This window comes from Arthrobacter sp. MYb221 (genome assembly GCF_002979835.1).
GTDB lineage: Bacteria > Actinomycetota > Actinomycetes > Actinomycetales > Micrococcaceae > Glutamicibacter.
Window position 1 is genome coordinate 1 of sequence record NZ_PCPW01000011.1, and the last position, 24,991, is coordinate 24,991.

Annotated in this window: 19 protein-coding genes; 7 read left to right on the forward strand and 12 right to left on the reverse strand. The window is 64.5% G+C overall.

Going from position 1 to position 24,991, the window contains the following annotated elements:
• Both CQ015_RS13310 and betC read right to left on the reverse strand, forming a co-directional pair.
• The coding region (locus tag CQ015_RS13310; protein ID WP_146114060.1) for an aldehyde dehydrogenase family protein at positions 1 to 323 on the reverse strand (323 nt) is incomplete at its 3' end.
• Between the two features lie 62 nt (positions 324 to 385).
• Entirely contained in the window at positions 386 to 1,921 is a 1,536-nt protein-coding gene (gene betC / locus CQ015_RS13315; protein WP_105554359.1) for a choline-sulfatase, read from the reverse strand.
• 40 nt (positions 1,922 to 1,961) lie between these two features.
• Between betC and CQ015_RS13320 the strand changes: the two genes are divergently transcribed.
• A complete protein-coding gene (locus CQ015_RS13320) occupies positions 1,962 to 2,876 on the forward strand; it encodes a formylglycine-generating enzyme family protein (protein WP_105554360.1) in 915 nt (304 codons plus the stop codon).
• Positions 2,877 to 2,897: 21 nt separating this feature from the next.
• Here CQ015_RS13320 and CQ015_RS13325 read toward each other — a convergent pair whose 3' ends face one another.
• A complete protein-coding gene (locus tag CQ015_RS13325; protein WP_105650328.1) occupies positions 2,898 to 4,874 on the reverse strand; it encodes a BCCT family transporter in 1,977 nt (658 codons plus the stop codon).
• Positions 4,875 to 5,453: 579 nt separating this feature from the next.
• Here CQ015_RS13325 and CQ015_RS13330 point away from each other — a divergent pair.
• Positions 5,454 to 7,058 carry an HNH endonuclease signature motif containing protein gene (locus CQ015_RS13330; protein WP_105650329.1) on the forward strand — a complete coding sequence of 535 codons (1,605 nt, stop codon included), beginning with the start codon at positions 5,454 to 5,456 and terminating at the stop codon, positions 7,056 to 7,058.
• A gap of 149 nt (positions 7,059 to 7,207) precedes the next feature.
• Positions 7,208 to 7,789 (forward strand): dihydrofolate reductase family protein, encoded by a 582-nt coding sequence (locus tag CQ015_RS13335; RefSeq protein ID WP_105570141.1) that lies wholly within the window; start codon positions 7,208 to 7,210, stop codon positions 7,787 to 7,789.
• Positions 7,790 to 7,885: 96 nt separating this feature from the next.
• Here CQ015_RS13335 and CQ015_RS13340 read toward each other — a convergent pair whose 3' ends face one another.
• The 3 genes from CQ015_RS13340 to CQ015_RS13350 all read right to left on the reverse strand — a co-directional run bounded on the left by CQ015_RS13340 (position 7,886) and on the right by CQ015_RS13350 (position 12,024).
• Complete coding sequence (locus CQ015_RS13340) at positions 7,886 to 9,394, reverse strand: carboxyl transferase domain-containing protein (RefSeq protein ID WP_105650330.1); 1,509 nt, start codon at positions 9,392 to 9,394, stop codon at positions 7,886 to 7,888.
• The gene (locus CQ015_RS13345) at positions 9,391 to 10,590 is read right to left on the reverse strand and encodes a CaiB/BaiF CoA-transferase family protein (protein ID WP_105650331.1); all 1,200 of its coding nucleotides are present in this window, start codon (positions 10,588 to 10,590) and stop codon (positions 9,391 to 9,393) included. Before CQ015_RS13345 ends, CQ015_RS13340 begins: the two co-directional genes overlap by 4 nt.
• A gap of 72 nt (positions 10,591 to 10,662) precedes the next feature.
• Entirely contained in the window at positions 10,663 to 12,024 is a 1,362-nt protein-coding gene (locus tag CQ015_RS13350) for an SLC13 family permease (RefSeq protein ID WP_105650332.1), read from the reverse strand.
• Positions 12,025 to 12,178: 154 nt separating this feature from the next.
• On the opposite strand from CQ015_RS13350, the gene CQ015_RS13355 reads away from it, so the two are divergent.
• Entirely contained in the window at positions 12,179 to 12,889 is a 711-nt protein-coding gene (locus tag CQ015_RS13355; protein ID WP_258138515.1) for a FadR/GntR family transcriptional regulator, read from the forward strand.
• Positions 12,890 to 12,943: 54 nt separating this feature from the next.
• Here CQ015_RS13355 and CQ015_RS13360 read toward each other — a convergent pair whose 3' ends face one another.
• On the reverse strand, positions 12,944 to 13,840 hold the full coding sequence (locus tag CQ015_RS13360; protein ID WP_105650333.1) for a LysR family transcriptional regulator: 897 nt from the start codon (positions 13,838 to 13,840) through the stop codon (positions 12,944 to 12,946).
• A gap of 127 nt (positions 13,841 to 13,967) precedes the next feature.
• On the opposite strand from CQ015_RS13360, the gene CQ015_RS13365 reads away from it, so the two are divergent.
• Together CQ015_RS13365 and CQ015_RS13370 are read left to right on the forward strand one after the other, a co-directional pair.
• The gene (locus tag CQ015_RS13365) at positions 13,968 to 15,383 is read left to right on the forward strand and encodes a M20 family metallopeptidase (RefSeq protein WP_105554368.1); all 1,416 of its coding nucleotides are present in this window, start codon (positions 13,968 to 13,970) and stop codon (positions 15,381 to 15,383) included.
• Positions 15,384 to 15,391: 8 nt separating this feature from the next.
• A complete protein-coding gene (locus CQ015_RS13370) occupies positions 15,392 to 16,744 on the forward strand; it encodes an MFS transporter (protein WP_105650334.1) in 1,353 nt (450 codons plus the stop codon).
• 147 nt (positions 16,745 to 16,891) lie between these two features.
• On the opposite strand, the gene hpaD is transcribed toward CQ015_RS13370, so the two are convergent.
• The 5 genes from hpaD to ilvD form a co-directional block, all read right to left on the reverse strand.
• Positions 16,892 to 18,001: a 3,4-dihydroxyphenylacetate 2,3-dioxygenase gene (gene hpaD / locus CQ015_RS13375; protein WP_258134068.1), complete on the reverse strand. Its 1,110-nt coding sequence runs from the start codon at positions 17,999 to 18,001 to the stop codon at positions 16,892 to 16,894.
• Positions 18,002 to 18,036: 35 nt separating this feature from the next.
• Positions 18,037 to 19,542 (reverse strand): 5-carboxymethyl-2-hydroxymuconate semialdehyde dehydrogenase, encoded by a 1,506-nt coding sequence (gene hpaE / locus CQ015_RS13380; RefSeq protein WP_105554370.1) that lies wholly within the window; start codon positions 19,540 to 19,542, stop codon positions 18,037 to 18,039.
• Between the two features lie 77 nt (positions 19,543 to 19,619).
• Positions 19,620 to 20,279 (reverse strand): GntR family transcriptional regulator, encoded by a 660-nt coding sequence (locus tag CQ015_RS13385; RefSeq protein WP_105554371.1) that lies wholly within the window; start codon positions 20,277 to 20,279, stop codon positions 19,620 to 19,622.
• The gene (locus tag CQ015_RS13390) at positions 20,279 to 21,781 is read right to left on the reverse strand and encodes a fumarylacetoacetate hydrolase family protein (RefSeq protein ID WP_105650335.1); all 1,503 of its coding nucleotides are present in this window, start codon (positions 21,779 to 21,781) and stop codon (positions 20,279 to 20,281) included. The genes CQ015_RS13385 and CQ015_RS13390 overlap by 1 nt, the downstream gene beginning before the upstream one ends.
• 421 nt (positions 21,782 to 22,202) lie before the next feature.
• On the reverse strand, positions 22,203 to 24,113 hold the full coding sequence (gene ilvD / locus CQ015_RS13395) for a dihydroxy-acid dehydratase (RefSeq protein ID WP_105650336.1): 1,911 nt from the start codon (positions 24,111 to 24,113) through the stop codon (positions 22,203 to 22,205).
• Positions 24,114 to 24,197: 84 nt separating this feature from the next.
• Between ilvD and CQ015_RS13400 the strand changes: the two genes are divergently transcribed.
• A complete protein-coding gene (locus CQ015_RS13400; RefSeq protein WP_105650337.1) occupies positions 24,198 to 24,977 on the forward strand; it encodes a helix-turn-helix transcriptional regulator in 780 nt (259 codons plus the stop codon).
• The last annotated feature ends 14 nt before the right edge of the window (positions 24,978 to 24,991 follow it).

Below are 24,991 nucleotides of genomic sequence, written 5' to 3' on the forward strand. Positions count from 1 at the left end.
TCGGCCAGCGCGAATTCGTCCTTGCGTTCGGCCAGCCGATGAGCGACGCGCAGCAGGAAGTCACCGCGTTCCGGGGCCGGGAGCTGGGACCAGGTCCCGGTGTCGAAGGCGCGGCGGGCCGCGGCGATCGCGGCCTCGGCGTCCGCGGGCCCGGCCTCGGAGACGAGGGCTACCGGCTCACCGTTGGCCGGGCAGAAGATCTGCCTGGTCGCGGCCGAGCTGGCCGGGCCAAAGCTGCCGTCGATGAACAGCGTTTCGCCGCCGTGCAAGCGCGGATTCTGGTTGCCTTGAAGGCTCTTGGCTAGTTGAGGTTGCAGGTTCATGTGTTCTCCAGAGAAAGTTTCGAAGGTTATCGGTAGCGGCAGCGCCGGGTGCGGCAGTTGCCCTAGCGCTCGGGGTCAGTGATGGTTCCGTATTTCAGCGCGTTCCAGAAATCGCCGCGCACGTAGCGCTGTTCGGGCTCCGGATTGTAGTCCCAATGGTGCACCTTGCCCTGCTGCAGCGAGTTGGCGACCACCCGGCGGCTTGACTGGCTGTCCAGGATCTTGGACTCCAGCCGGGGCAGGTCGTACCGGAATTCCAACGCGCCGCGCATTGCCGCGACGACCTCGGCATGCTGCGGGTCGGTGGCTGCATTGTGCAGTTCATCGGGGTCGGCCGCCAGATCGAAGAGCTGCTCCGGGTCTCCCGGGCAGAGCACGAACTTGTAGTTCCCGCGGACGATGGTCAGCTGCGGACGCAAGGTCCCTTCGGCCAGGTATTCGATGACCACATCGCGGTCCCCGGCTCCGGCTGCGCCGCGCTGCGCGCGGCGCATCGATTCCGTCAAGGAACTGCCCGGAAGCTGCGCCGCTTCCATGCCGGCCAAGTCCAGGAGCGTCGGCGCGAGATCGAGCAGGGACACCGGCTCGGCGAAGCGGCCGGTGGGCACCAGATGCGCCGGCCCGTGCATGATCAGCGGGACCCGCGAAGACTGCTCATAGGGGGACATCTTGAACCACAGCCCCTTTTCACCCAGCATGTCGCCATGGTCGCTGATCACGATGATCACCGTGTTGTCGTCGAGATCCAGTGCCTGCAGCTGGGCGCGGATTCGCCCGATCTGGTCATCGATGTAGCTCACCGCCGCGTAGTAGGCGCGGCGCGCCCGGCGCACGCCGTCGAGATCCGGATAGCGCTGGTCGAAGCCGCTCATCGCGCGCAGGCGATGGCTATGCGGATCCTGGGCGCGGTCGGGAACCTCGGGGTGCGCCGGGTCGGGAATCTCGCCGTCGGCAAACCGGTCCCAGTGCTCGCGCGGCGGCTCATAGGGGTCGTGCGGGTGGATGAAGGAGGTGACCATCAAAAACGGCAGGTCCTCGCCCGCGGCCTGGTTCGCCCGCACCCGGTCGTTGAGATGGCGCAAGGAACGGAACGTGACCTCGTCGTCGAAGTCCTGCTGCACGCTTGCCTTGGACACCCCGGCCTCGAAGACCGCGGCGGCATCGTGGTACCACTGCAAGCGCTGTTCCAGCGGGCGGGTCCAATCCGGGATCATGTCCAGATCCGCCGGGTAGACATCCGTGGTGAGCCGCTGCTCGAATCCATGCTGCTGGTCCGGGCCGATGAAGTGCATCCGGCCAATGAGGGCCGTGTGGTATCCGGCCCCGCGCAGCCGGTGGGCGAAGGTGGGAATCGAGGCGGCGAAGTCGTCGCCGTTGTCGAAGCAGCCCAGATCCGAAGGCATCTGTCCGGTCATCATCGAGGCGCGTGACGGGGCGCACAGCGGGGTGTTACAGTAGGCGCGGTCGAAAACCGCCCCGGATTCGGCCAATGCGTCGATATGCGGCGTCTTGGCTGCCTGATCTCCGTAGGCGCCAAGCGCTTGGGCGGCCATCTGGTCGGCTTGGATAACAATGATGTTAGGTCGTTTGATTGACATCGTTTTTTCCTTTCGTAGTAACTGAAATTGGAGCTAGTTGATGAGTGCATGCTGTGGAGCCCAGCGATCGGGGAATACCCCTCCTGCGCGGCCGGTGCCGGCTGCGGCCCGGCAGGCAAGCCAGCTGGAGATCCTGGCGGCCCGGGCTCCGGAACAGCTGCGCCTGCTCGGATTGGCCGGCGGCAGCTTCCTGATGGGCAGCGAGGACGAACTGGCCTACCGGGCAGATGGCGAAGGCCCGGTGCGTGAAGTCGCCGTGCCGCCCTTCGCCATCGCCGCCACCGCGGTAACCGTCGCGGAATTCGCCGTTTTCGTCTTGGCCACCGGATACCGCAGCGATGCGGAAGTCCACGGGGATTCCCTGGTCTTCGCCGGGAACTTGTCAAACGAAACACGCAGGCTTGCAACGCCCGACGAGCATGCCCCGTGGTGGTGCACGGTCGCCGGGGCCAACTGGCAGCGACCCGAAGGTCCGGACTCGGATGCCCTGAAGCGGGCAAACCATCCGGTGACCCACGTATCTCTGCGCGATGCCCTAAGCTACGCGCAGTGGGTCGGCGCCCGGCTGCCCAGCGAGGCAGAGTGGGAATTCGCCGCCCGGGGCGGGCTGGAGCAGCAGCCTTATCCCTGGGGCGCCGAATTCGAGCCCGGGGGACAGGCCCGGATGAAGACCTTCGCCGGAGAATTCCCGCATGGCCCCACCAGCCCGGTCGGCACCGTGGAGGTGGCCGCATATCCGCCCAACGGATTCGGCCTCTACAACATGACCGGCAACGTCTGGGAATGGACCTCGGGGATCTTCTCCGCTGAGGATCCGCGTCCCGCCGTGCGCGGTGGTTCGCACATGTGCCACGCCTCGTATTGCCGGCGATACCGGACCTCGGCACGCACCGCCGTCACCGCCGACACCTCGCTGGCCCATACGGGATTTCGCTTGGCCGCAGACGTGAGCTGAGCTGCGCCTCCGGCGACCGGCTCAACGCCGCGGTTCGCCGCCGGGTTTATCCGGGGAGTCCACCACCGGCTGCAGCGAAATCTCCCCGGTTTTCGGATCCCAGCCGTCGGCCCACTCGCCCGTGGCGTAGCTGTACCCCACCGGCTGTCCGTTCTCGTCCGTGCGCTGATACCACTCGGTGTATTCCTCGCTGGTGGAATCCACATCGGCACCGGCTCCTTCGCCGGGCGTCGTGGCGACCACGTGCAGGGCGAAGTCGTCCCCGTAGCGGTCGACACCTTCGAATACCGCGTTGTTGATCGCATTTTCGGCGTAGTGGTGCCGCAGCGCGAACGGATCGGTCCGCAAATCGCGGAACCAGGCGACGATGATCAGCAGCATGATGAAGGCAAATGGGACCGCGCTGACGATGACCAGTTGCTGGAGCCCTGCCAAGGCGGAGGAATCACCGAGCAAGAGCATGACGACGGCGATCCCGGACATCACCAGGCCCCAGAAGACCACGATCCACCGGCTGGGTTCCTGATTGCCCCGGGAGGTCAAGATGCCCATCACCACCGAGGCCGAGTCAGCGGAGGTGATGAAGAAGATCGCCAGCACCACGATGGCCACGTACGGCAGCCACTGCAGGTACGGCAGATTCTCGATCATGGTGAAGAACACCTGCGGGGCGGGCATATCGGCGCTGAACCCCGGCATTCCCTGCTGGTACATCCAGATCGAGGTGCCGCCCATGATGCCGTAGGCGACAAAGAGCAGCGACGAGGGAATCAGGATCGTGCCCAGCAGGAACTGCCGGATGGTCCGCCCCCGCGAGATGCGTGCGATGAACGAGCCGACGAATGGCGACCAGGAGATCCACCAGGCCCAGTAGTACACGGTCCAGACGGACTGGAACTCCTGGGTTTCTGCGCCCCAGGACAGCGAACGCCCCATCAGCTCGAACATCGAACCGAGATATTCCATCAATGACGAGGGCAGCAGATTGAGCAGAAACAGCGTGGGGCCAAGGAACAGCACCAGCCCGACGATGCCCACGGTGAGGATGATGTTGATGCTCGACAGATACCGGATGCCCCGCGAAACCCCGGAAACCGCCGAGATGATGAAGGCAACCGTCAGCAGGAGAATCAGGATGACCAGCATGTTATTGGTCAGTTCACCCGCGCCGGTGACGATGGTGATGCCGGTGCCGATTTGCATCGCCGCAATGCCAAGGGCCGCCGCGGTGCCAAACAGGGTGGCCACGATCGCGAACACATCGATGAGTTTGCCGGCGAAGCCTTCCGAATATCGCTGGCCGAATAAGGTGCGGAAGATGGAGGACATGAGCAGTGCCCGGCCGCGGCGGTACGCCGCGTAGGCGATGGCACCGCCAACCAGCGCGTACATGGCCCAGGCATGGAAGCCCCAGTGGAAGTAGGTCTGCGCCATGGCGCCGTGCATGGCCTCGGTAGTTTCCGCTTGGTGCGTCAACGGCGGAGGGGCAATGAAATGCGTCAGCGGCTCGGACGGGCCGAAAAACAGTACTCCGATGCCGATGCCGGCCGCAAAGAGCATCGCGACCCAGGAGAATGTGCTGAATTCCGGCTTTTCACCGTCCTTGCCGAGGCATATTTTTCCATAGGGAGAGATCGCCAGGCCTATCAGGGAGACCAGGGTGATGATGGCGACGGTATTGAACAGCCAGCCCAGGTTGAGCGTGGACCAGGAGAACGCGGCGGAAGCTATATTGGCAACGCCGGCCGGATCGAGGATTCCCCACACGACGAATCCAATGGTCAGTGCCCCGGTGAGGCAGAGGACAAACTTGCTGACCTGGTAGCGACGACGCTGTTCGTCGATTCCGATACCCGGAACAAGCGCCGGGTGGATATTATGCGGATATCCGGGTCGGCGAAAATCCAGATTGGGCAACCGCCGCCGAGACTTTTTCCGTTTTCGGTCCTGCGCAGTTTCCGCCCCAGGGGTGGGCCGGGTTTCATCGGTTTTGGACATGGAAATTCTACCTTTGGTGATGCAGGGGCACCCCGGCGGCGTGGGAACAGGCATGGCGGATGAGAGAGCGAACGACATGACTGAACGGCCAACGGGGGCGCGGTGCGATTAAGGAGCTGGGATGAGTGAGCCGGCATCGAAGCCATGCTCAAGTGGAACCAAGCCATTGAGGCCTGGTTCAAAAGTGCCTACACGGGTGCCGTGTGGCTACGGCTCGCAGCCCCACCAGCCAATGGCATTGGATTCCCAGGAATCATTCTCGTAGCCTGCGGTTCGCCGAGGAGAGTTTATGCGAAGCTTCTCAGCTGCATTGATGCTGGACAGATTGCGCGCAACAGAGATCGACCAGTCCGTGGACTGTGTGTGGAAATCGACGTGGCGCATGACACAAGACCCTAGACGTGGCGCATCACGGAGTCAAGGAAGCCTGGAAAAATCTTCGTACCAAGAAGCCGCGTCCGGCCCTCGATCGGTTCCTGCGCCAGCGGATGTTCCGGCGCGGTGCCCGATCGGACGCACTTATCCACAGATTTTTCTGGCGCATCCCGGCAGGCCGCGCATCGGGGCACACTGGTCTGCATGGACACCACCGACCTGGATCAGGCCCTCGACGGGTACGGCCAGCTGCTGGAGACGCTGCAGCCGACCGACGCCGAGGCGTGCCGCCGGATCGACGGGGCCGCGCTGCGGGCGGTCATCGAACAAGAGACCCAGGTGCTCATCGGATTGCGGCGGGCATTGCAGGACACCGCAGACCCACGCCTGGCCCTGGAACTTCTGGCCGCCGCGAAGCGGATCCAGGATGAATGCACCCGGATGAGCCTGGTGGCCGCGGATCGGCTGGCCGCCACCAACGCGCACCAGCTGGAAGCCGAAGAGCTCAGCGAACTGCGCGTCCAGCCCGCCGACACCACCCGCGCCGCACGCCGCGCTTCCGGGCGCTCCTGCTTCAAAGACCCTGCAGAGCTGCTGGCCAGCTGGCTGAAGATCAGCTACGCCAGGGCCAGGCGGATGATGCTCGACGCCAGCGACCTGATCGGGCGTCGTGATCCCGCAGGGCAACCGGTGCCGCCGCGCTTCCCGCATCTGGGCCAGCTGCTCGATGATCCGAAGGTCAGCCCCGAGGCGGTCTGCGAGACCAGCAAGAAGATCTCGCGCCGCGAACCGGAAGACACCACCTTTGAAGGCACCCCGACCGAGCCGACGCTGCTGGACAACTCCGGAATCGCGGTTGAAGAACGTGCGGCACAGATCCTGCACGATGAGCTGACCGAGAAGGAAGCCGAGAAGAAGATCGGCAGCCTGATCACGATCGCCAGCTCTCATCCCGAGACCTCCACCGCTGCGGCGCTGTGCCGGGGCATGTATCGGAGGCAAACCAGCAACCCACAGGTCGTTGAATTCGTTTTGCGCGTCGGGTTGCTCGAAGCCGAAATGCTCGACTCGCTGATCGCCCAGGCGAACAACCCGAAAACCCAGGCCGGCCAGCGCGCACGGCAAAACCCGGGTCATTCCGGGACGGCGCAGGGATCGGACTCCCTGCCCGAACAGCCCCAGCTGCCGGACTTCCTGCCTCCCGAGGCGGCCGGTGCCCGGTGGGAACCGGAGGCGCCGCAGATGCGGGTGAGCCCACCGGAACGAGCGTTGAATGCGCTCCTGGAACTGCTGGGCACCTCCGGAGAGGACGCCGGGAGACGCCGCATCGAACCCGAGGTCATCGTCCACATGAAGCTCGATGATCTGCGAAACCTGGCCGGGGCCCACGGGCGAACGGCCCATGGAATGGATCTTCCGCCGGGGGAGCTGAGAAAGCTCCTATGCGATGCGAAGATCATTCCGGCGGTGTTCGGCGGGCGCGGTGAACTTCTGGACTTCGGCCGAGCTAAGCGGCTGGTTCCGCCGAGCCTGCGCAAGGCGGTGCTGGCGCGGGACCGTGGATGCCTGGTGCCTGGCTGCACCACGCCTCCGGAACGGGTGGAAATCCACCACATCAAATCCCACGCCGACGGCGGGGATACGAGCCTGGAAAATTCCGGGCCAGGCTGCGACGCGCACCATACGGCCTATGACCTCGGAATTATCAAGGTCATCTTCCAGGACGGGCTGCCGTGGGTGATCCTGCCCAAGCACATCGACCCGGAGCAAAAGCCGCGGCGCAATACCTACTGGGGCGAGGACGGCTAGCCGGAGTTCCCTTGCGCCGAACCGCGGCCTGGTCAATACGAGACCGAGCCCCACGAGCCGGCCGGCTGAGGCAAGGCAACGTCCGCCCGCTGCACCCTGATCTATGCGGAACTGCTACGATGAGGCACCCCAAAGCAAAGGAGCCTCCCGTGGGCAAGGTGGTCATGTACGGCTCGGTGTCGGTGGACGGTTTTATCGCGGATGCGAACGACCAGCCCGGAGCGCTGTTCGACTGGTTGACCGGCGGCGAAGTCCCGTTGGACGAGAGCGGCGCATTGAAGGTGTCGCAGGCATCCTACGACTACACCCGGCCATACTGGGACCGGATCGGGGTGACGATCGTCGGCCGCCACGTCTTCGACATGACGGATGGCTGGGACGGGAAGCCGCCGAGCGGGGTCGAGCACATGGTCGTCGTGACGCACCGGCCGAAGCCCGAGGGCTGGGATCCCGAGGCGCCTTTTCACTTCGCCGACGGCGTCGCCGCAGCCGTGGCCAAGGCGCAGGAGCTCGCCGGTGAGCGCATCGTCGAGGTCTCCGCTGGCGATGTTGGCGGCCAGGCGCTGGCCGCGGGCCTGGTCGACGAGGTGCGCATGGACGTCGTTCCCGTCGTGTTCGGCTCCGGCAAGCGCTACTTCGGGCCGGCCCACGCCCAGCACCCGCTGGAGGATCCCGACGCGGTGATTCAGGGCGACCGGGTGCTCCACCTGTGCTACCCGGTGCGCCGTTAACCGAGCGTGCTGCAACGACAAAATCCCGGGGCGCTGGCGAATTCAATCGCTAGCGCCCCGGGATTTGCACGGAGTAGCGCAGGCAAGCTGCGCCGGCTAGGTGCCTAAGGTACCCAGGTTCTGGAACTTCTGCTGCCGGCGCCCCAACCTGTATTCGTCGGGAATCACCCGGGCCAAGGAAACCTCGGCGGCGATCGCCGCACAGAGCTTCTGCGCGAATTCACGCGGGTGCCCGGCGGCCTCATCGAGCTCGTCGACCACGTGGTCGACCAGCCCGAAAGCGCACAGCGAGCCGACTCCGATGCGTTGCGCGCGGGCCATCTGCGGGGCCTGCTCGATGCTGCGGTGGATGATGGCGCTCGCGCCTTCCGGCGGCAGCGGCGAGAGCCACGAATTCTGCGCGGCAATGGTCCGGTCGGCCGGGAGCAGCGCCAGCGCGGCCCCGCCGGTGCCTTGGCCAAGCAGCACCGATACCGAGGGGGAGCGAAGCCCGATCAGCTCGCTCAGCGACCGGGCGATCTCGCCGGCCAGCCCGCCTTCTTCGGCCTCGGCCGAAAGCTCGGCCCCGGTGGTGTCGATGATGGTCACCAGGGCCAGGCCGAGCTCCTGGGCCAATTGCATGCCGCGGCGTGCCTCGCGCAAGGACGCTGGGCCCATGCTGGAGGTGCTCAGGTGGCGTGGACGCTGCTGGCCAAGTACCACGCATCGCTGGTCGCCGAAGCGCGCCAGCGAGAGAATCAGGCCGGGGTCCTTTTCGCCCTGCCCGGTCCCGTTCAGCGGCAGTGCGTCATCGGCGGAGGCGAGAACCATGCGGGTATCCGGGCGGCGCGGATTGCGGCTGATCTGCACCGATTCCCACACATCAGGCGTGCTGCCGGGCACCGTCCGGCCCAGCGGCGCGGGCAACGAAGTGCTCACCTCGGTCGGCTGCAGGATCCGCAACGCCCGCAGCACCAGCTCGGGCAGTTCCTGCGGGGCGACGACCGCGTCGATCAATCCCTTGCGGAAGAGGTTCTCGGAGACCTGCACTCCTTCGGGGAACTTTTCCCCAGATAGCGCCTCATAGACGCGGGGTCCCAAGAAGCCGAGCAGCGCTTCGGGTTCGGCCACGGTGATATGTCCCAGCGAACCCCAGGAAGCCATCACCCCGCCGGTGGTCGGATGGCGCAAATACACCAAATAGGCCAGACCGGCTTCCTTATGCCGGCGCACCGCATCGGTGATCGCAACCATGCCGAGGAAGGCCAGGGTGCCTTCCTGCATCCGAGTGCCGCCCGAGGCGGGTCCGGCGAGCAGGGGCAGCCCTTCGCTGGTGGCCCGCGTGATCGCGGCGACGATGCGTTTCACCGCGGCTTGCCCGATGGACCCGGCCAGGAATTTGAACTCCGAGACGATCACCGCCACCGGCCGCCCTTGGATCATTCCCTTGCCGGTGAGCACCGATTCATCGGCACCGCTCTTGAGCCGCGCGGCGTCCAGATCCGCCGCGTAGCTTTCGCTGAGCTCGGGCTGGTGCGGGGTGCTGTCCCAGGATTCAAAGGAGCCTTCGTCCAGCACGATGCCGAGCAGTTCGGCCGCGCCGAGGCGAGCGGTTTTGGTGTTCATGACCGTTCTTCCCTTCCGGCGTCCAGCCATTGTTCGATGTCCGCGGCGTCGGCGTTCAGCAACGGTGGGGCGCTATGCCTGGTTTTGGTGGTTTCCGCGCTGGTGGCGGGGTCGAAGAAACGCAATGGCGGGCCGGGGAGGCTGATCTTGCCCAGCACCTCATGCTCGACCTCGACGATGAGCCCCTGGGATTTGACCTGTTCCCATTCGTAGACTTCCTCGATGCTCCGCACCTTGCCCGAGGGGATGCCCGCCGAGTCGAGCAGGGCCAGAAGTTCGGTTGCCCCGTAGCCGGAGAAGGCTTGCTCGATCAGCGGGTTCAGCTGCGACCGGTGCTCCACGCGGGCGGCATTGCTGGCGAAGCGGGCATCGTCGGGTGCCAGGCCAAAGGTCGCCGCGAACTTATGCCAGAGTTTTTCGCTGCCGACGCTGATCTGCACCTTGCCTCCGTTGCAGGGGTAGAGGCCATAGGGGGCGATGGACGGGTGGTGGTTGCCGATGGCGTGGGGGTTCTGGCCGGCTACGGTGGCCCGGGTTCCTTGGAATGCGTGCACCCCAACGATCGAGGCGAGCAGCGAGGTGCGCACCACCTGTCCGCGCCCGGTCTGCTCGCGTTCCAGCAGTGCCGCCAGGGCGCCAAAGGCGCCGTACATCCCGGAGAGCAGATCTGCGATGGGCACCCCGACCTTCTGCGGATCCTCGGGGCCGGAACCGGTAATCGACATCAGCCCGGCCTCGCCCTGCAGGATCTGGTCGTAGCCGCTGCGGTGGGACTCGGGCCCGTCGTGGCCGAAGCCGGTGATGGACATGATCACCAGCCGCGGATTGAGCTCGTGCAGCACCGCGGTGCTGAATCCGAGCCGCTCCAGCACCCCGGTGCGGAAGTTCTCCATCAGCACGTCGGCGTGCTTGATCAGCTCAACGAGCTTTTCCTTGTCCGCCGCGGCTTTCAGGTTCAGCGACAGCGACTGCTTATTGCGGTTGCAGGAGAGGAAATAGGTGGCTTGCGGGTTGTCCTCCGGTCCGGCAAAGGGCGGACCCCAGCCTCGGGTGTCGTCCCCGGTTTCGACGGATTCCACCTTGATCACCTTGGCGCCAAGGTCGCCCATCATCATTCCCGCATGGGGCCCGGCCAGCGCCCGGGTCAGGTCGAGCACCACGTATCCGTTCAAGGGGCCAGCGGTGGTTGACTGCATTTTCTCGGCAACGGCCGTCGTAGAGCTCAAGGCTCCTCCTAGCAAATCTTGGATTGAATGGGGAGTGCGGGCTTAGAGCCAGCCCGGCAGCACCAGCGTGGCCCAGGCCAGCAGCGGTCCGACGAGGACGACGATGCCGCCGTAGCCGAGGACCTGCTTGTAGAAGCGGTCCTTGTCCGTGCCTTCCGGCGCATTGGCCAGCACCAGCGCGCCGTTGGTGGAGAACGGGGAAACATCCACCACGGTGGAGGCGATGGCCAGCGCGCAGATCAGGCCGATAGCGCTGATGGATCCGGTGTTGAGGAAGGGGATGGCCAGCGGGATCAGCGCCGCGAGGATGGCGGTGGAGGAGGCGAAGGCCGAAACGAGTGCGCCGATGTAGCAGATCAGCAAGCCCGCCAGCAGCGGTGCGCCCAGGGTGGCCACGGCGTTGGAGGCGTATTCGATGGTTCCGGCTTCTTGGAGCACACCGACGAAGGTGAGCATGCCGCAGATGAGCAGCACCGTGGACCAGCTGATCTTGTTGACCGCGCCCTTTTGCCCGGCCGGGTTGACCAGGGCGAGGAAGACCGCGATGGTGATGGATACGAATCCGACATCGACCTTGAAGCCCAGCGCGATCACGGCCAGGGCGATCAGCCCGATGATCGTCATGGTCTGTCCGAAACGCTGGCCCGCCGCCTTGGGCGCTGCGCCGTCTCCGGCCGGGTCGCGCGGTCCGTAGGTGCCCGATCCGCTGCCCTTGAAATCGACGTCGGCCCCGCGGGTGCCCACGGATACGGACAGGCGAGCCTCGGCGACGCGTTCGGCAATGGCGCCGGCGCGCTGTCCGGCGAGCTTCTTGCCGCCGAGCACCAGGAAGAGCACAACCGCGATGACGAGGTTGAATACGAAGCTGGTCAGGAACAATGCGGTGGGGCTGAAGGGGAAGCCGGCTTCTTCGATGAGTCCGTTGACGATGACGCCGTAGACGGCGATCGGGGAGAAGCCGCCGGCCTGCGCGCCGTGCACGATGAGCATGCCCATCATCAGCGGGTTGATCTTGTATTTCTGGGCGAAGGTCAGACCGATCGGTGCGATGATCGCTACCGCCGCCGGGCCCAGGGCGCCGATGGAGGTGATGGCCGCGGTGATGGCGAACATGACCCAGGGGATCAGCGAGATTCGATTGTCGACGAGCTTCACCGCCTTGTCCACCAGGACGTCGATGGTGCCGTTATTCTGCGCGATGGCAAACAGATAGGTGACGCCGACCAGGGTCAGGAACAATCCTCCGGGGAAGTTCGCGAGGATGTCCTTGGCATCCATGCCGAGAAAAACCGTGCCGAGCAGAAATGCTCCGACGAAGGCCAAAGCCCCCATGTTGATCGGGAACATCGTGGCAATTATGAACATCACCGCCAGCACGATGATGGAAACAAGCGCGACAGACATGGGAATTCCTTTTATTGAAGGTTGCGTGGTCGTTGATTTGCCTGTGATGGGCATCACTGGCTCACTGGCCTAGCCTCCTAGACTCTCGGTGTCTTGTCAAGCGAATTTTCGGTGTAGGTTTGAGCTAGAACGCATTCGTGAGGAAGGAATGATGGTGGCTGAAGCCAAGAAGCCCAGGCAGTTCGCAAAGGTGCAACGCCCGCGGCTCTATGAGCAACTGATGCAGCAGATCCTGACTTTTGTGGAAGAAGAGCAGCTCGGTCCCGGCGACCATCTGCCGGCGGAACGCGAATTGGCGGAGCAGCTGGGCGTTTCGCGGGCGACTCTCGCACAAGCGCTGGTGGCTTTGGAAGTTCTCGGAGTCATCGATGTGCAGCATGGCACCGGAGCGGTGCTGATGTACCGGCCCAGCGTCGCCACCGTGCTGCGCGATCTGCGGGCGCACAAAAACCGCTTGCCGGAGATCGTCGAGGCGCGCAGCACCTTGGAGGTCAAGCTGGCCGCGCTGGCCGCCGAGCGCCGCACGGAGGCCGACCTGCAGAAAATTGACCAGGCGCTGGAGGTGATGGCCGCAGAAATCGGCGATGGCGGACGCGGCGCGCGCGGGGATGAGCTGTTCCATGAGGCGATCACGGGAGCGGCGAAGTCATCCGTGCTGCAAAAGCTGATGACATTCATCGCCGAGATGGTCCTTGAAACCCGTCTCGAATCCCTCGGGCAGCCCGGACGTCCGGAGCGTTCGCTGGAGTCCCACCAGAAGATCGCCGACGCTATTCGCCGTGCCGATGCCCAAGGCGCCGCCGACGCCATGGGTGAGCATATTGAGATGGTGTCCGATGTGGCATTGCTGAAGGACGATAACTAGTCGCATCACAGGTGCCTTCGGCCCGTGGGACGGACGTGCCCCGGTGCCTCGGCTCTAGTATTCCTGCATGTGCGCGGCGATCTGCTGAATTAAGGCGCTGACCAGGGCAGGTTGTCGCCGCCTTGGCATCGTGAGGATCTGCGCGGTGCGTTCGGCCAACGCCGGATGGTCGATCGGGATGAATTTCAGGCCGTGGCTCAGGCCGTCGCGGCGGGCGAAATGGCTCAATAGAGTCACCCCGGCTCCGGAGCGCGCAAACTCCATTGCCGGGTTGATGTGATCCGTGGTCAGCGCGATTTTAGGTGTGAGGCCTGCCATGGACGTGGCTATGTCGAAGAGCTCGCGTTGGGTGATGCCTTTCGCGGGCATGGACATCGGATAGTCGCATAGCTCGGCCAGCGACACCTCGGTGCGAACCGCCAGGGGATGCCCGGTGCTGACGACGGCATATGCCGGCGCAGGGCAGGAATGCTCGACGTTGACGCCGCGCTGCGGCCCCAGCGCAAAAATTGTGGCGAGGTCCGCCGTTCCTTCGATGACTTGCCGGGTGGCCTCCGCGGAGGGCAAGACGCTCAGGTGAACCGAAACCTCGGGGTGCTCCTTGCAAAAGGCCGACACCGCCCGCGGTGTCAGCGATGCCGCCAGCCCCTCCGAGCTGACCACCTCGATGATCCGCGATGCCCCGATGGACAGTTCGCTCAGATCATGGGTCAGCTGCTCGCCCTCGGCCAGCATGCGACGGGTATGCGCCAGCAACAGGACTCCCGCATCCGTCAATTCCATTCCACGGGCGTGGCGGCGGAAAACCGCGGACCCGACTTGATGCTCGAGCTGGGTGATCTGGCGGCTAATGGCCGAAGCGGAAACATGCTGGGCTTCGGCCGCTTCGGAGATGGAGCCGGTGCTGGCCACTTCGTGGAAATAGCGCAGCGCGGTCGGCAACGTTTGCATTCCTGGGAACTCCGCTCGACTAGCATTTTGCGTTTAACTCAAACCTCATGCAGGAAACGGCACTGGTGCGCACGTAATTCATCTCCTACTGTGATCTACAGTACCTCACTGGGATAAGGGAGAAACCATGCAGAATAGACGAGATTTACTGGCTACTGCGGATCAATATGTCGATTCGGGCCAGCTGTTCGAGGATCTGTCCGAACTAGTTGCCTGCCCTACCGTCAGCACCGACGCAGCCATGAGAGTTGCAATGAACTCATATCTTGATGAGGTATTGCGCGCCAGGCTGGAGCGCATGGGTTTCACGGTGCAGTTGGATCTCGACTGGCAAGGTTCGGGCAATTCCTTCCTTCGCGCGGTGCGCACCGAACACCATCAGCACCCAACGGTGCTCTGCTATGGGCACGCCGATGTGGTTGATGGCCAAGCCGGCCAGTGGGACGAAGGACGCGAGCCCTTCGTCCTGAGCGCCGAGGGCGACAGATGGTACGGACGCGGAACCGCAGATAACAAGGGCCAGCATTTGGTGAACCTCAAGGCACTGGAGATGGTCCTGGCCCAGCGTGGCGCGCTCGGGTTCAACCTCGTCTTCCTCTTCGAAGCCGGCGAGGAAATCGGTTCGCCGCACCTGCAGGAATACGCCGCCGCCCATCGTGGTCAATTGGCCGCAGACGTGTTCATCGCCTCCGACGGTCCCAGGCTGTCCGCCGAGCGGCCCACGATATTTCTCGGCGCGCGCGGTGGAGCCACCTTCGAACTCAGCGTTCCGCTGCGTCCGGGCGGCTACCATTCGGGCAATTGGGGCGGGCTCTTGCGCAACCCCGCGACCACCCTCGCAGGTGCCATCGGAGTGCTCGTCGATGGCCATGGGCGCATCCAGGTGCCGGAGTTGCTTCCTAGCCAATTGCCTTCCTCGGTGCGCCAGTCGCTCGAAATGGTCAAGGTGGGCGGTGGCGCGCAGGATCCTGAACTGGATCCCCATTGGGGCGACACCAGCCTGAGCCCCGCTGAGCGGCTCTATGGCTGGAATACCTTGGAGGTACTCGCCCTTCGCTCCGCCGATATTTCCCGGCCGGTTAATGCCATTCCCGGCGAAGCGCGCGCGGTATTGCAGCTGCGCTTTGTGGTTGGCACAGATATGCATGAGCTGGAGGGAGCGATTCGCCGGGCGTTGAACGAGGCCGGGTATCCAATGGTGCAGCTGAAAATGGGCCAGTGCTTCGCGGCGAGCCGAATCGACCCCGATAACCCATGGGTGCGCTGGGCCAGCGATTCTGTCCAGCAGACCACGGGCATGCCCACCGTGGTGCTGCCGAATATCGGAGGCTCGCTGCCCAATGAGGTCTTTGAAGCAACTCTGGGCCTGCCGACGTTGTGGATCCCGCACTCCTATCCGGGGTGCCAGCAGCACGGGCCCAATGAGCACGCCCTGGAATCGGTGCTGCGGCAGGGATTGAAAATGATGTGCGGACTCTTCCATGACCTGGGAACTCGCAATGACCTGCCACGCACGGTGGCGTTGACCAATGAGAAGATTTAGGACCCAGCATGGAAAATCACCAGCAATCACCAGTTGAGGAACAAGCCGGCCTGCATCAACGGCCGGAGCGTGCCGCCTCCGGCGCGCCGCAACGCCGCCAGTCAGCAGCCCGCGGGATTGCCGCGGCCACCGTTGGAAATGCGCTGGAATGGTACGACATGTCCATCTACGCGCTGCTGGCCATCTATATCGGCCACAATTTCTTCCCCTCGGATAATCCGGCGGTAGAAGTCATCCAGGCCTTTGCGGTCTTCGGCGTCTCCTATCTGATTCGTCCGCTGGGCGGGCTGGTGCTGGGGTCGTATGCGGACCGCAAGGGGCTGAAAAAGGGGCTGATCCTGACCATCAGGCTCATGGTGCTGGGCACGGCGATCATTGCCCTGATGCCGGGCTATGACACGATCGGGATGCTGGCCCCGCTGGGACTCATCGTGGGCCGGCTCGTTCAGGGATTCTCCGCCGGCGGAGAGTTCGGCGCGGCCACCTCCTACCTGCTGGCGCAGAACAAGGAGCGCAAGGGATTCCTCGGCAGCTTTCAATTCGCCAGCCAGGGGTTGGGTGCCTTGATGGCCGCGATCACGGTGGTCGTCTTGACGAGCATTTTCACCACCGAGCAAATGAACGAGTGGGCCTGGCGCATCCCGTTCTTCATCGGCCTGCTGGTGGGACCAGCCGGCTGGTGGATACGGCGTCACGTCGACGAAGCACCGTTGCCGGAACGCCCTGCCACCGGCCCGCAGGGCGCAGTGCCCGCGGTGCATGCTCCGGTACGCGAGCTCTTTCGCTCCAATAAGGTCTCGGTGCTCATGGCCGGCGGCGGGCTCGCCATTTCCACGGCGCTGAACTTTGTGCTGCAGTACATGCCGACCTTCGGCATCAACCACCTGGGGATGAGCCCTACGATCTCGTTCTCCTCGCTGATTATTTCCGGGGTCATCCTGACCTTCGCCACCCCGGTGGTCGGGCACCTTTCGGATCGCTTCGGCAGGCTGCACATCATGGTTCCGGCGGCGCTGGCGATCATGGTGCTGACTATCCCGTTGTTCCTCTGGCTGATCGCGGGCAAGACCTTCCTGGTGCTCGCGGTCGTCATGACGATCCTGGGGCTGCTGAAGGCGTTGTATTTCGGTGCGCTGCCCTCGGTGATGGCGGACGTCTTCAGCGATTCCACGCGGGCTACGGGACTTTCGTTCAGTTATAACGCGGCGGTGGCGGTCTTCGGCGGATTCACCCCGATGATTTGCGCTTTCCTCATCGAGGCCACCGGGCAGCCGATCGCACCAGGTTATTACCTGGCGGTGCTGTCCATCGTCAGCCTCGTGGCGCTGGGCTCGGCATTCCGTTTCCGGGCGGTGCGGTAGGGCGAGTGGCGCACGAACCCTCCGTGGCGCCCCGGCGGCCTGAAGGGGAATGAGGGCAACGGCAAAACCCCGGGGCGCCAGCGAATCTAATCGCTAGCGCCCCGGGTTTTTCACGTAGTAGCTCAGGGAAGCTAGGTCGGTGGGTGCTTAGACCTGGTTTCCGAGCTTGAAGCCCTTGGATGCCTGGCCGCGGTAGGTGCCGGTCTCGTCCTTCTCGCGGGTGTAGGAGAAGCCGTCGGCGCCGACGGTCACCGCCATTTCCGAGTTATCGGTGCGCTCGATGATTTCCTGCACGTTGCCGTCCAGGTCCAGCACCTTCGAGGCTTCGGTGTACCACGATGGAACTACTGGGTTGCCCCACCAGTCGCGGCGCTGGTTGTCGTGCACATCCCAGGTGATGACCGGGTTGTCCGGGTCGCCGGTGTAGTAGTCCTGGGTGTAGATCTCGATGCGGTGGTCATCTGGATCCAGGATGTAGAGGTAGAACGCGTTGGACACACCGTGGCGGCCCGGGCCGCGCTCGATGCGGTCCGAGATGCGCAGCGCGCCCATCTTGTCGCAGATCTGGATGATGTTGTGCTTCTCGTGGGTGGAGAAGGCCACGTGGTGCAGGCGCGGGCCGTTGCCGCCGGTCAGCGCGGTGTCGTGCACGGTGCCTTTGCGGTGCATCCAGGCGGCGTAGGTGGTGCCTTCTTCGTCCTGGATGTCCTCGGTGACGCGGAAGCCCAGGTCTTCGAGGTACTTGCGGCCGCGCGGCACATCCGGGGTGACCTGGTTGAAGTGGTCCAGGCGGACCAGCTCGCCGGCGGAGTACAGGTCATAGCGCATGTGCAGGCGCTCGACGTGCTCGGTCTCGAAGAAGAACTCGTACGGGAAGCCCAGCGGATCCTCCACGCGAACCGCATCGCCGATGCCGCGCACGAAGCCTTCGCTGCGGCGCTCGGTGCGGCAGCCCAATTCCTTGTAGTACGCCTCGGCGGCGTCGACCTCGGCGGTGGAGCGCACACGGAAGGCCATGGCCTTCAGCGCGGCTACCGGGCCGAGGGTCAGCACCAGGTTGTGGTGGATGAACTCCTCGAAGGAACGCAGGTAGATCTGCGTGTCGTCCTCGTAGGACACGTGCAGGCCGAGCACGTCGACGTAGAACTTGCGCGAGGCGGCCAGGTCGGTGACGACCAGTTCGGCGTAGGCGCAGCGCAGGATGTCCGGCGCTGGAACCGAGGGGGTGGCGATGGGGTTGGAAATCTCTTTGCTCATTGTGTTGCTCCTTTGCGAATGGGCAGGGTAAGTAATTAGGCGCCGAACTTCGGGGTGTGCACATCTCCCAGGGTGATGTGCACGGCCTGCTGGTCGGTGTAGAAGTCGATCGAGCGGTAGCCGCCCTCGTGGCCCAGGCCCGAGGCCTTCACTCCGCCGAAAGGCGAACGCAGGTCGCGCACGTTGTGCGAGTTCAGCCACACCATGCCGGCCTCGATGTCCTGCGCGAAGTTGTGGGCACGCTTCAGGTCGTTGGTCCACAGGTAGGCGGCCAGGCCGTACTTGGTGTTGTTCGCCAGCTCCAGGGCTTCTTCCTCGGTGTCGAATGGGGTGATTCCCACGACCGGGCCGAAGATCTCTTCCTGGAAGATGCGTGCATCCGGTGCGACATCGGCGAAGACGGTCGGGGCGACGTAGGAGCCGTTTTCCTGGCCTTCGGGCAGGTTCTCCGGGCGGCCGCCGCCGGCGACCAGGCGGCCTTCGGACTTGCCGATTTCCACGTAGCTCATGACCTTGTTGTAGTGCTCCGGGTGGACCAGCGCGCCAACCTGGGTGGTTGGATCGTGCGGATCGCCGACCTTGATGTTCTTCGCCCGGGCCGCGTAGGCCTCGACGAACTTCTCGTAGATGCCGCGCTGGACCAGGATGCGCGAACCGGCGGTGCAGCGCTCGCCGTTCAGCGAGAACACGCCGAACAGGGTGGAGTCGATGGCCGCGTCGAAGTCTGCATCGTCGAACACGATGGCCGGGGACTTGCCGCCCAGCTCCATGGACATGCCCTTGAGGTTCTCCGCGCAGTTGCGGAAGATCAGCTGGCCGGTGGAGGATTCGCCGGTGAAGGAGATCAGCGGGACCTTCGGGTGCTTGACCAGTGCGTCGCCGGCTTCCTCGCCGATGCCGTTGACCAGGTTGAAGACACCGGCGGGCAGGCCGGCCTCTTCGAAGATGGTGGCCCACAGCGAAGCGGAGAGCGGGGTGAACTCCGCCGGCTTGAGCACCACGGTGCAGCCGGAGGCGATCGACGGGGCGAGCTTCCAGGATTCGAGCATGAACGGGGTGTTCCAGGGGGTGATCAGCCCGGCGACGCCGATGGGCTTGCGGTTCACGTAGTTCAGCTGCGAGCCCGGGACCTTGAGCGCATTGTCGTGCTGGGCGACGATCAGGTCGGCGAAGAAGCGGAAGTTCTCCGCGGCGCGCTGGGCCTGGCCCTTGGCCTGGGTGATCGGCAGGCCGGTGTCGAAGGTTTCCATCTCGGCCAGGCGGTCCTGCTGGGCAACGACCGCGTCGGCGATCTTGTACAGCACGTTGGCGCGTTCGCGTGGCTTCATCTTCGGCCATGGGCCGTTGTTGAAGGCCTCGGTGGCGGCGGCGACCGCGGCGTCGATGTCGGCCTGCTGGCCGGCGGCGGCGGTGGCGTAGTCCTGGTTGGTGACCGGGTCCAGGACGCCGAAGGTTTCCCCGCCGATGGAATCGACGAACTTGCCGCCGATGTAGTGCTGCAGGTGGGTCGGCAGGTTTTCCGGAACGAAGTGCTTGCTCATGGATGTTTTCCTTTCGCGTGGCTTTCAACTGTGAAAGTCATGAAATTGTGAAATCTTTTTCGGTGGCTGGGCGGAAGCTAGATGACCGAGGGGGCCATTCCGGCCTGGTCCAGATAGGCGTTGAGCGTATTGGTGCGGTGGGTGCGGGCGGCCTCTTCGATTTCCCGGGGGGAGGCGTGGGCGCGGATGAGTTCCAGCAGGTGCTGGTGCTCTTCCACCGAGGCTCTGGCGCGGTGCGGGATGTGGGTGAAGGAGCTGGCGCGCATGGCCGCGAGCCGGCGCCAGCCGCGCTGCACCAGGTCCAGGATGTGCGGGTTCGGGCACTGGCTGTAGAGCTGCTGGTGGAACTCGTTGTTCAATGCGGTGAAGGCCACCGGGTTGAAGTCCTCCAGACACTGGCGCATCGCGTCGTTCAGCTCCTGCGCCCGCTTCAGCCATGCCTCGTCCATTGCCGCCGCCGCAAGTGCGGTGGCGGCCGGTTCGATGACCGCGAGGGTCTGCATGGTGTGCAGGTACAGGGTGGAGTCGACCTGGGCGACGGTGGCGCCCACATTGCGGGTGAAGTGCACCAGACCTTCGGCTTCCAAGCGTCGGATGGCCTCGCGCACCGGGACCACCGAGCAGCCCAGCTCTTCGGCGATGGTTCCCAGAACGAGTCGGTAGCCCGGGGAGTAGGCCCCGTTGACGATCCGTTCGGAGACCAGCGCGTAGGCGACCTCTGACTTGGAATTGCTCATTACAGTTCCCAGCTGGCCAGATCCGGGGATCCGGCGTCCTTCCAGGCGTTGTACTTGGTCTTCCACTCGGCGTTCATCGGGAACAGGCCCTCGATGCCGTGGCCGCGCTGGACCATGGCGAAGATGAACTCGTCGTTGGATTCGGTGATCATCGCTTCCGCGGCGACCTCTTCGACCAGTGCCGGCGGGATCACCACGATGCCATCGGAATCGGCTACGATCACATCGCCTGGCTGGACTGAAACGCCGCCGCAGGCCACGGTCAGGTCCTTGTCCCAGGCCACGTGCTTGCGGCCGAGGACCGCGGGGTGCGCTCCGTTGTAGAAGACCGGGATCTCCAGGTTGCTCACCGCGTCAAGGTCGCGCACGCCGCCATCGGAGATGATCGCCGCGGCTCCCAGCTGCTGGCTGCGCAGGGCGAGGATGTCGCCCAGGGTGGCCGAGCCGGTTTCCCCGCGGGCCTCCATGACCAGGATTTCGCCGTCGCCGAGGGAGTCGATGGACTGCTTCTGCATGTTGTAGCCGGCGCCGTGGGCCTTGAACAGGTCCTCGCGGTTAGGGATGTAGCGCAGGGTGCGGGCGGTGCCGATCACGCGCTTCATGCCCTTGGTGGCGCCGGGGACTTCGATGTTCACGTTGTTCAGCCCGCGCTTGCGCAGGGTGGCGGACAGGGTGGCGGTGGCCACCGCGGCGAGCTGCTCGCGGACCTTGTCGGTGAGTACCGACTTGCCGGTGACAAGCGTTGGCATGCCGGCGGTTTCGCGGTCGCCGTAGGCGTCTTCCTTGTCCTTGTCGGTGACCTTTGGCTGGTTGCCGAAGGCCGCGAAGGTCTGGGTGCCCTCGACCGCGGTGGTCTTCAGCCGGCCGGTGGTGGCGCCGGAGAGCAGGTCGGTGACCTCAACCTCGACGACGTCGCCCGGGAAGAAGACGGTGGAGCCGGCCGGGGTGCCGGTGAGGATGACGTCCCCTGGCTGCAGGGTCATCTGCTGGGAAAGATCCGCGACGATCTGCGCGAAGGAGAAGAGCAATTCCGAGGTGTCGGCATCCTGGGCGATCTGGCCGTTGACCCAGGTCTGCACGCGCAGCTTGGCTGGATCCAGCTCGGCTGCCGCGAGGGCGGTGGGGCCCATCGGGGTGTATCCGTCGCCTGACTTCGAGCGGATGTTCGAGCCCTTGTCCGCGTACTTGATGTCGTGGACGCCGAGGTCGTTCGAGGCGGTAACCGAGCCGACGTAGCTCCAGGCTTCCTCAACCGAGACGCGGCGGGCGGCCTTGCCGATGATCAAGGCGATTTCGCCTTCGAAGGCGAGTAGTTCGGTGCCGGCCGGGCGTTCAACGGTGGAACCGGTGGTCGCCAGCGAGCTGGTGGCCTTCATGAAGTAGCTCGGGAACTTCGGGGTGCGGCCGCGCTGGGCTGCCCGCGAGGAGTAGCTCAGGTGCACCGCAAGAACCTTGCCAGCTTGGGCGAAAGTTTCTTCGCTCACCGGGATCGGATTACTCATCTTTGATCTTCCCACTTTCGTCGTACATCAAATCGTATACGATCAGTGTGCGCTGAATCTCAGGCACTGTCAAGTCACTGCGCGCGATTGCTTCGCCACTGGTTGCCTGAAGTTCCTGATTGGGTGGAATTTTCCCGTGATTCCGCGGAAGTTAACTCCGATTCTTCACCTGGGCGGTCGGTTAATCAACCACTTTTCTGGGTACGAACCGGTGGCAGAAATAGGCGCAAGTCAGCGCGATGGAGCCAGAGATCGTAGATATGATCCACTGAGACTCCCGATTCGAGGCGAGGCCGAGATTTGTTTCCTGGAGCCAGATAATAACGTGGTCGGATGACGTGTTCTGAACGAAAAAAGGGCCACCGCATCCTGATCTAAATCAGGATGCGGTGGCCGTGGTGGTGCATATGGGGCGGCGGCGCTAGACCTTTGCGCTTGCCGCAGCGCGCTCGTCGGCTTCGCGCAGGGCACGCTCCACACGGTCTACGTCGCGTACGGCGCCCTTGTCCGCGGACAGCGCCATCGCGGCGTAGGCGCGCAGGGCAGGGGAGACCACGCGCTCGCGGTTGGCCGGGCGGTAGCCGGTGGTGGCCAGCAGGCGCTCGCGGCGTTCGGCCAGCACGTTATCGGGCACGTTCAGCGTTAGGTCGCGGGTCGGGATGTCGATGGAGATCGAATCGCCGTCCTCAACCAGGGCGATGATGCCTCCGGACGCTGCCTCGGGGGAGACATGCCCGATGGATAGTCCGGAGGTGCCGCCGGAGAAGCGGCCATCGGTGATCAGCGCGCAGGACTTGCCCAGGCCGCGTCCCTTGAGGAATGAGGTCGGGTAGAGCATTTCCTGCATGCCCGGGCCACCCTTGGGGCCCTCGTAGCGGATGACCACTACATCGCCGGCCTTCACCTGCTTGTTCAGGATCTTCTCTACCGCTTCGTCCTGGGACTCGCAGACTACCGCCGGACCGGTGAAGCTCCAGATGGATGGGTCCACGCCAGCGGTCTTGACCACGGCACCATCCACGGCAATGTTGCCGCGCAGCACAGCCAATCCGCCGTCCTGGGAGTAAGCGTGCTCTACCGAGTGGATGCAGCCTTCGGCGGCGTCGGTATCCAGTTCTTCCCAGCGCGCGGACTGCGAACCAGCGGTGGAGGAACGTACCCCGCCAGGAGCGGCGTGCCACAATTCGAGGGCCACGTCGGTGGCTTTGCCGCCGCGGATATCCCAGTCGTCCAGTACCTCGCCCATGGTGGCGGCGTGCACGGTGTTCACCGTGTCATCGAGCAGTCCTCCGCGGCGCAGTTCGCCGAGGATGGCCGGGATGCCACCGGCACGGTGGACATCTTCCATGTAGTAGATCTTCCCTGCGCCGGCGGAGTTCGGGGCGACCTTGGCAAGGCAGGGTACCCGGCCGGAAATTTCATTGATTTCTTCCAAGCCGAACTCGACGCCAGCCTCGTGGGCGGCGGCCAGCAGGTGAAGAATCGTGTTGGTGGAACCGCCCATGGCAATATCCAGGGTCATCGCGTTGCCGAAGGCCTCGATGGTGGCGATATTGCGTGGCAGTACCGTCTCGTCGCTGTCCGCGTAGAAGCGGTTGGCGATATCCACGATGGTCTTGCCGGCGTTTTGATACAGTGCGGTGCGTGCAGTGTGAGTAGCCAAAGTAGAACCGTTGCCCGGCAGGGCCAAGCCCATGGCTTCGGTGAGGCAGTTCATCGAGTTTGCGGTGAACATGCCCGAGCAGGAGCCGCAGGTGGGGCAGGCCGATTCTTCGATGCGCAGCAGATCCGCGTCGGAGACGTTTTCGTTCACTGCCTCGGAGATGGCATCCACCAGGTCCAAGGTGCGCACGGTGCCGTCGACCAGGGTGGCGCGTCCTGATTCCATCGGGCCGCCGGAGACGAAGACGGTAGGAACATTCAAGCGCAGGGCTGCCATGAGCATGCCTGGGGTGATCTTGTCGCAGTTGGAGATGCAGATCAGCGCGTCGGCGCAGTGTGCGTTGACCATGTATTCGACCGAGTCGGCAATCAGATCGCGCGAAGGTAGCGAGTAGAGCATGCCGCCGTGACCCATGGCGATGCCGTCGTCCACGGCAATGGTGTTGAATTCGCGGGGGATTCCTCCGGCCTCGATGATGGCATCGGAGACGATGCGTCCCACCGGCTGCAGGTGGGTGTGGCCGGGAACGAATTCGGTGAAGCTGTTGGCCACGGCGATGATCGGCTTGCGGCCGAGATCAGCGCCGTTGACGCCGGCTGCGCGCAGCAGTGCGCGGGCGCCTGCCATGTTGCGGCCGTGGGTAATGGTGTGCGAGCGATAAGTGGTCATCCTCAAATCCCATCATAGATTTGTTCGCTAACCCAGACGGCCTTGATACTAGTAGTACTACTACCACCTTGAGGAGAAGTGCCCATGGATGCCGAGCAGAGACGCCGCGATGAGCTGGCGGCCTTCCTCAAGGATCGCCGGGCGCGCGCAGACCGCGACGCGCATGGGCTACCGGCGGTGGGGCGCAGCCGGCTGCGCGGCCTGCGCCGCGAGGAAGTCGCGACCCTGGCCGGCGTTTCGGTGACCTGGTATACGTGGCTGGAGCAGGCGCGGGATATCAACCCCTCACGCCAGGTGCTGGTCTCACTGGCCCGGCTGTTTCGGCTGACGCCGGTGGAGAGCACCTACCTGTTGTCCCTGGGTGGGCATCGGGAGATTGTCCGGGAGGCCTCGGGCGGGATGACGCCGGCGCTGCAGCGCTTGCTCGATGCAATGGGTTTCCCGGCGTTCCTGCTCGGCTCCGACTGGTCCATTATTGGATGGAACGAAGCCTATGCGCAGCTGTATCCGCGGATCGTTTCGTTGGATGAGGGGGACCGGAACCTGCTCTGGCTGGTGTTCACCGACGCCGCGTTGCGCGAAATGCTGCCGGATTGGGAAGAGCAAAGCCGCAGCTTTGTCGGAAGCTTCCGCGCGGAAACCCGAGGGTGGCTGAACCCGGCGGGGGACAGCGGCATCGTTGCCCGGGTATCGGCGGCCTCGCCGGAATTCGCGGCGATTTGGAAGCAACGCGACGTGGCGGGATTCCGCACTGGAGAACGGCTATTCCGGCACCCGGCAAAGGGTGTGACCCGCTACGAACAGCACAATCTGGTCCCCGCGGAGGCCTCGGATCTCACCTTGCTCTGCTATACGCCGGTCTAGCGCTGCACGCTGCC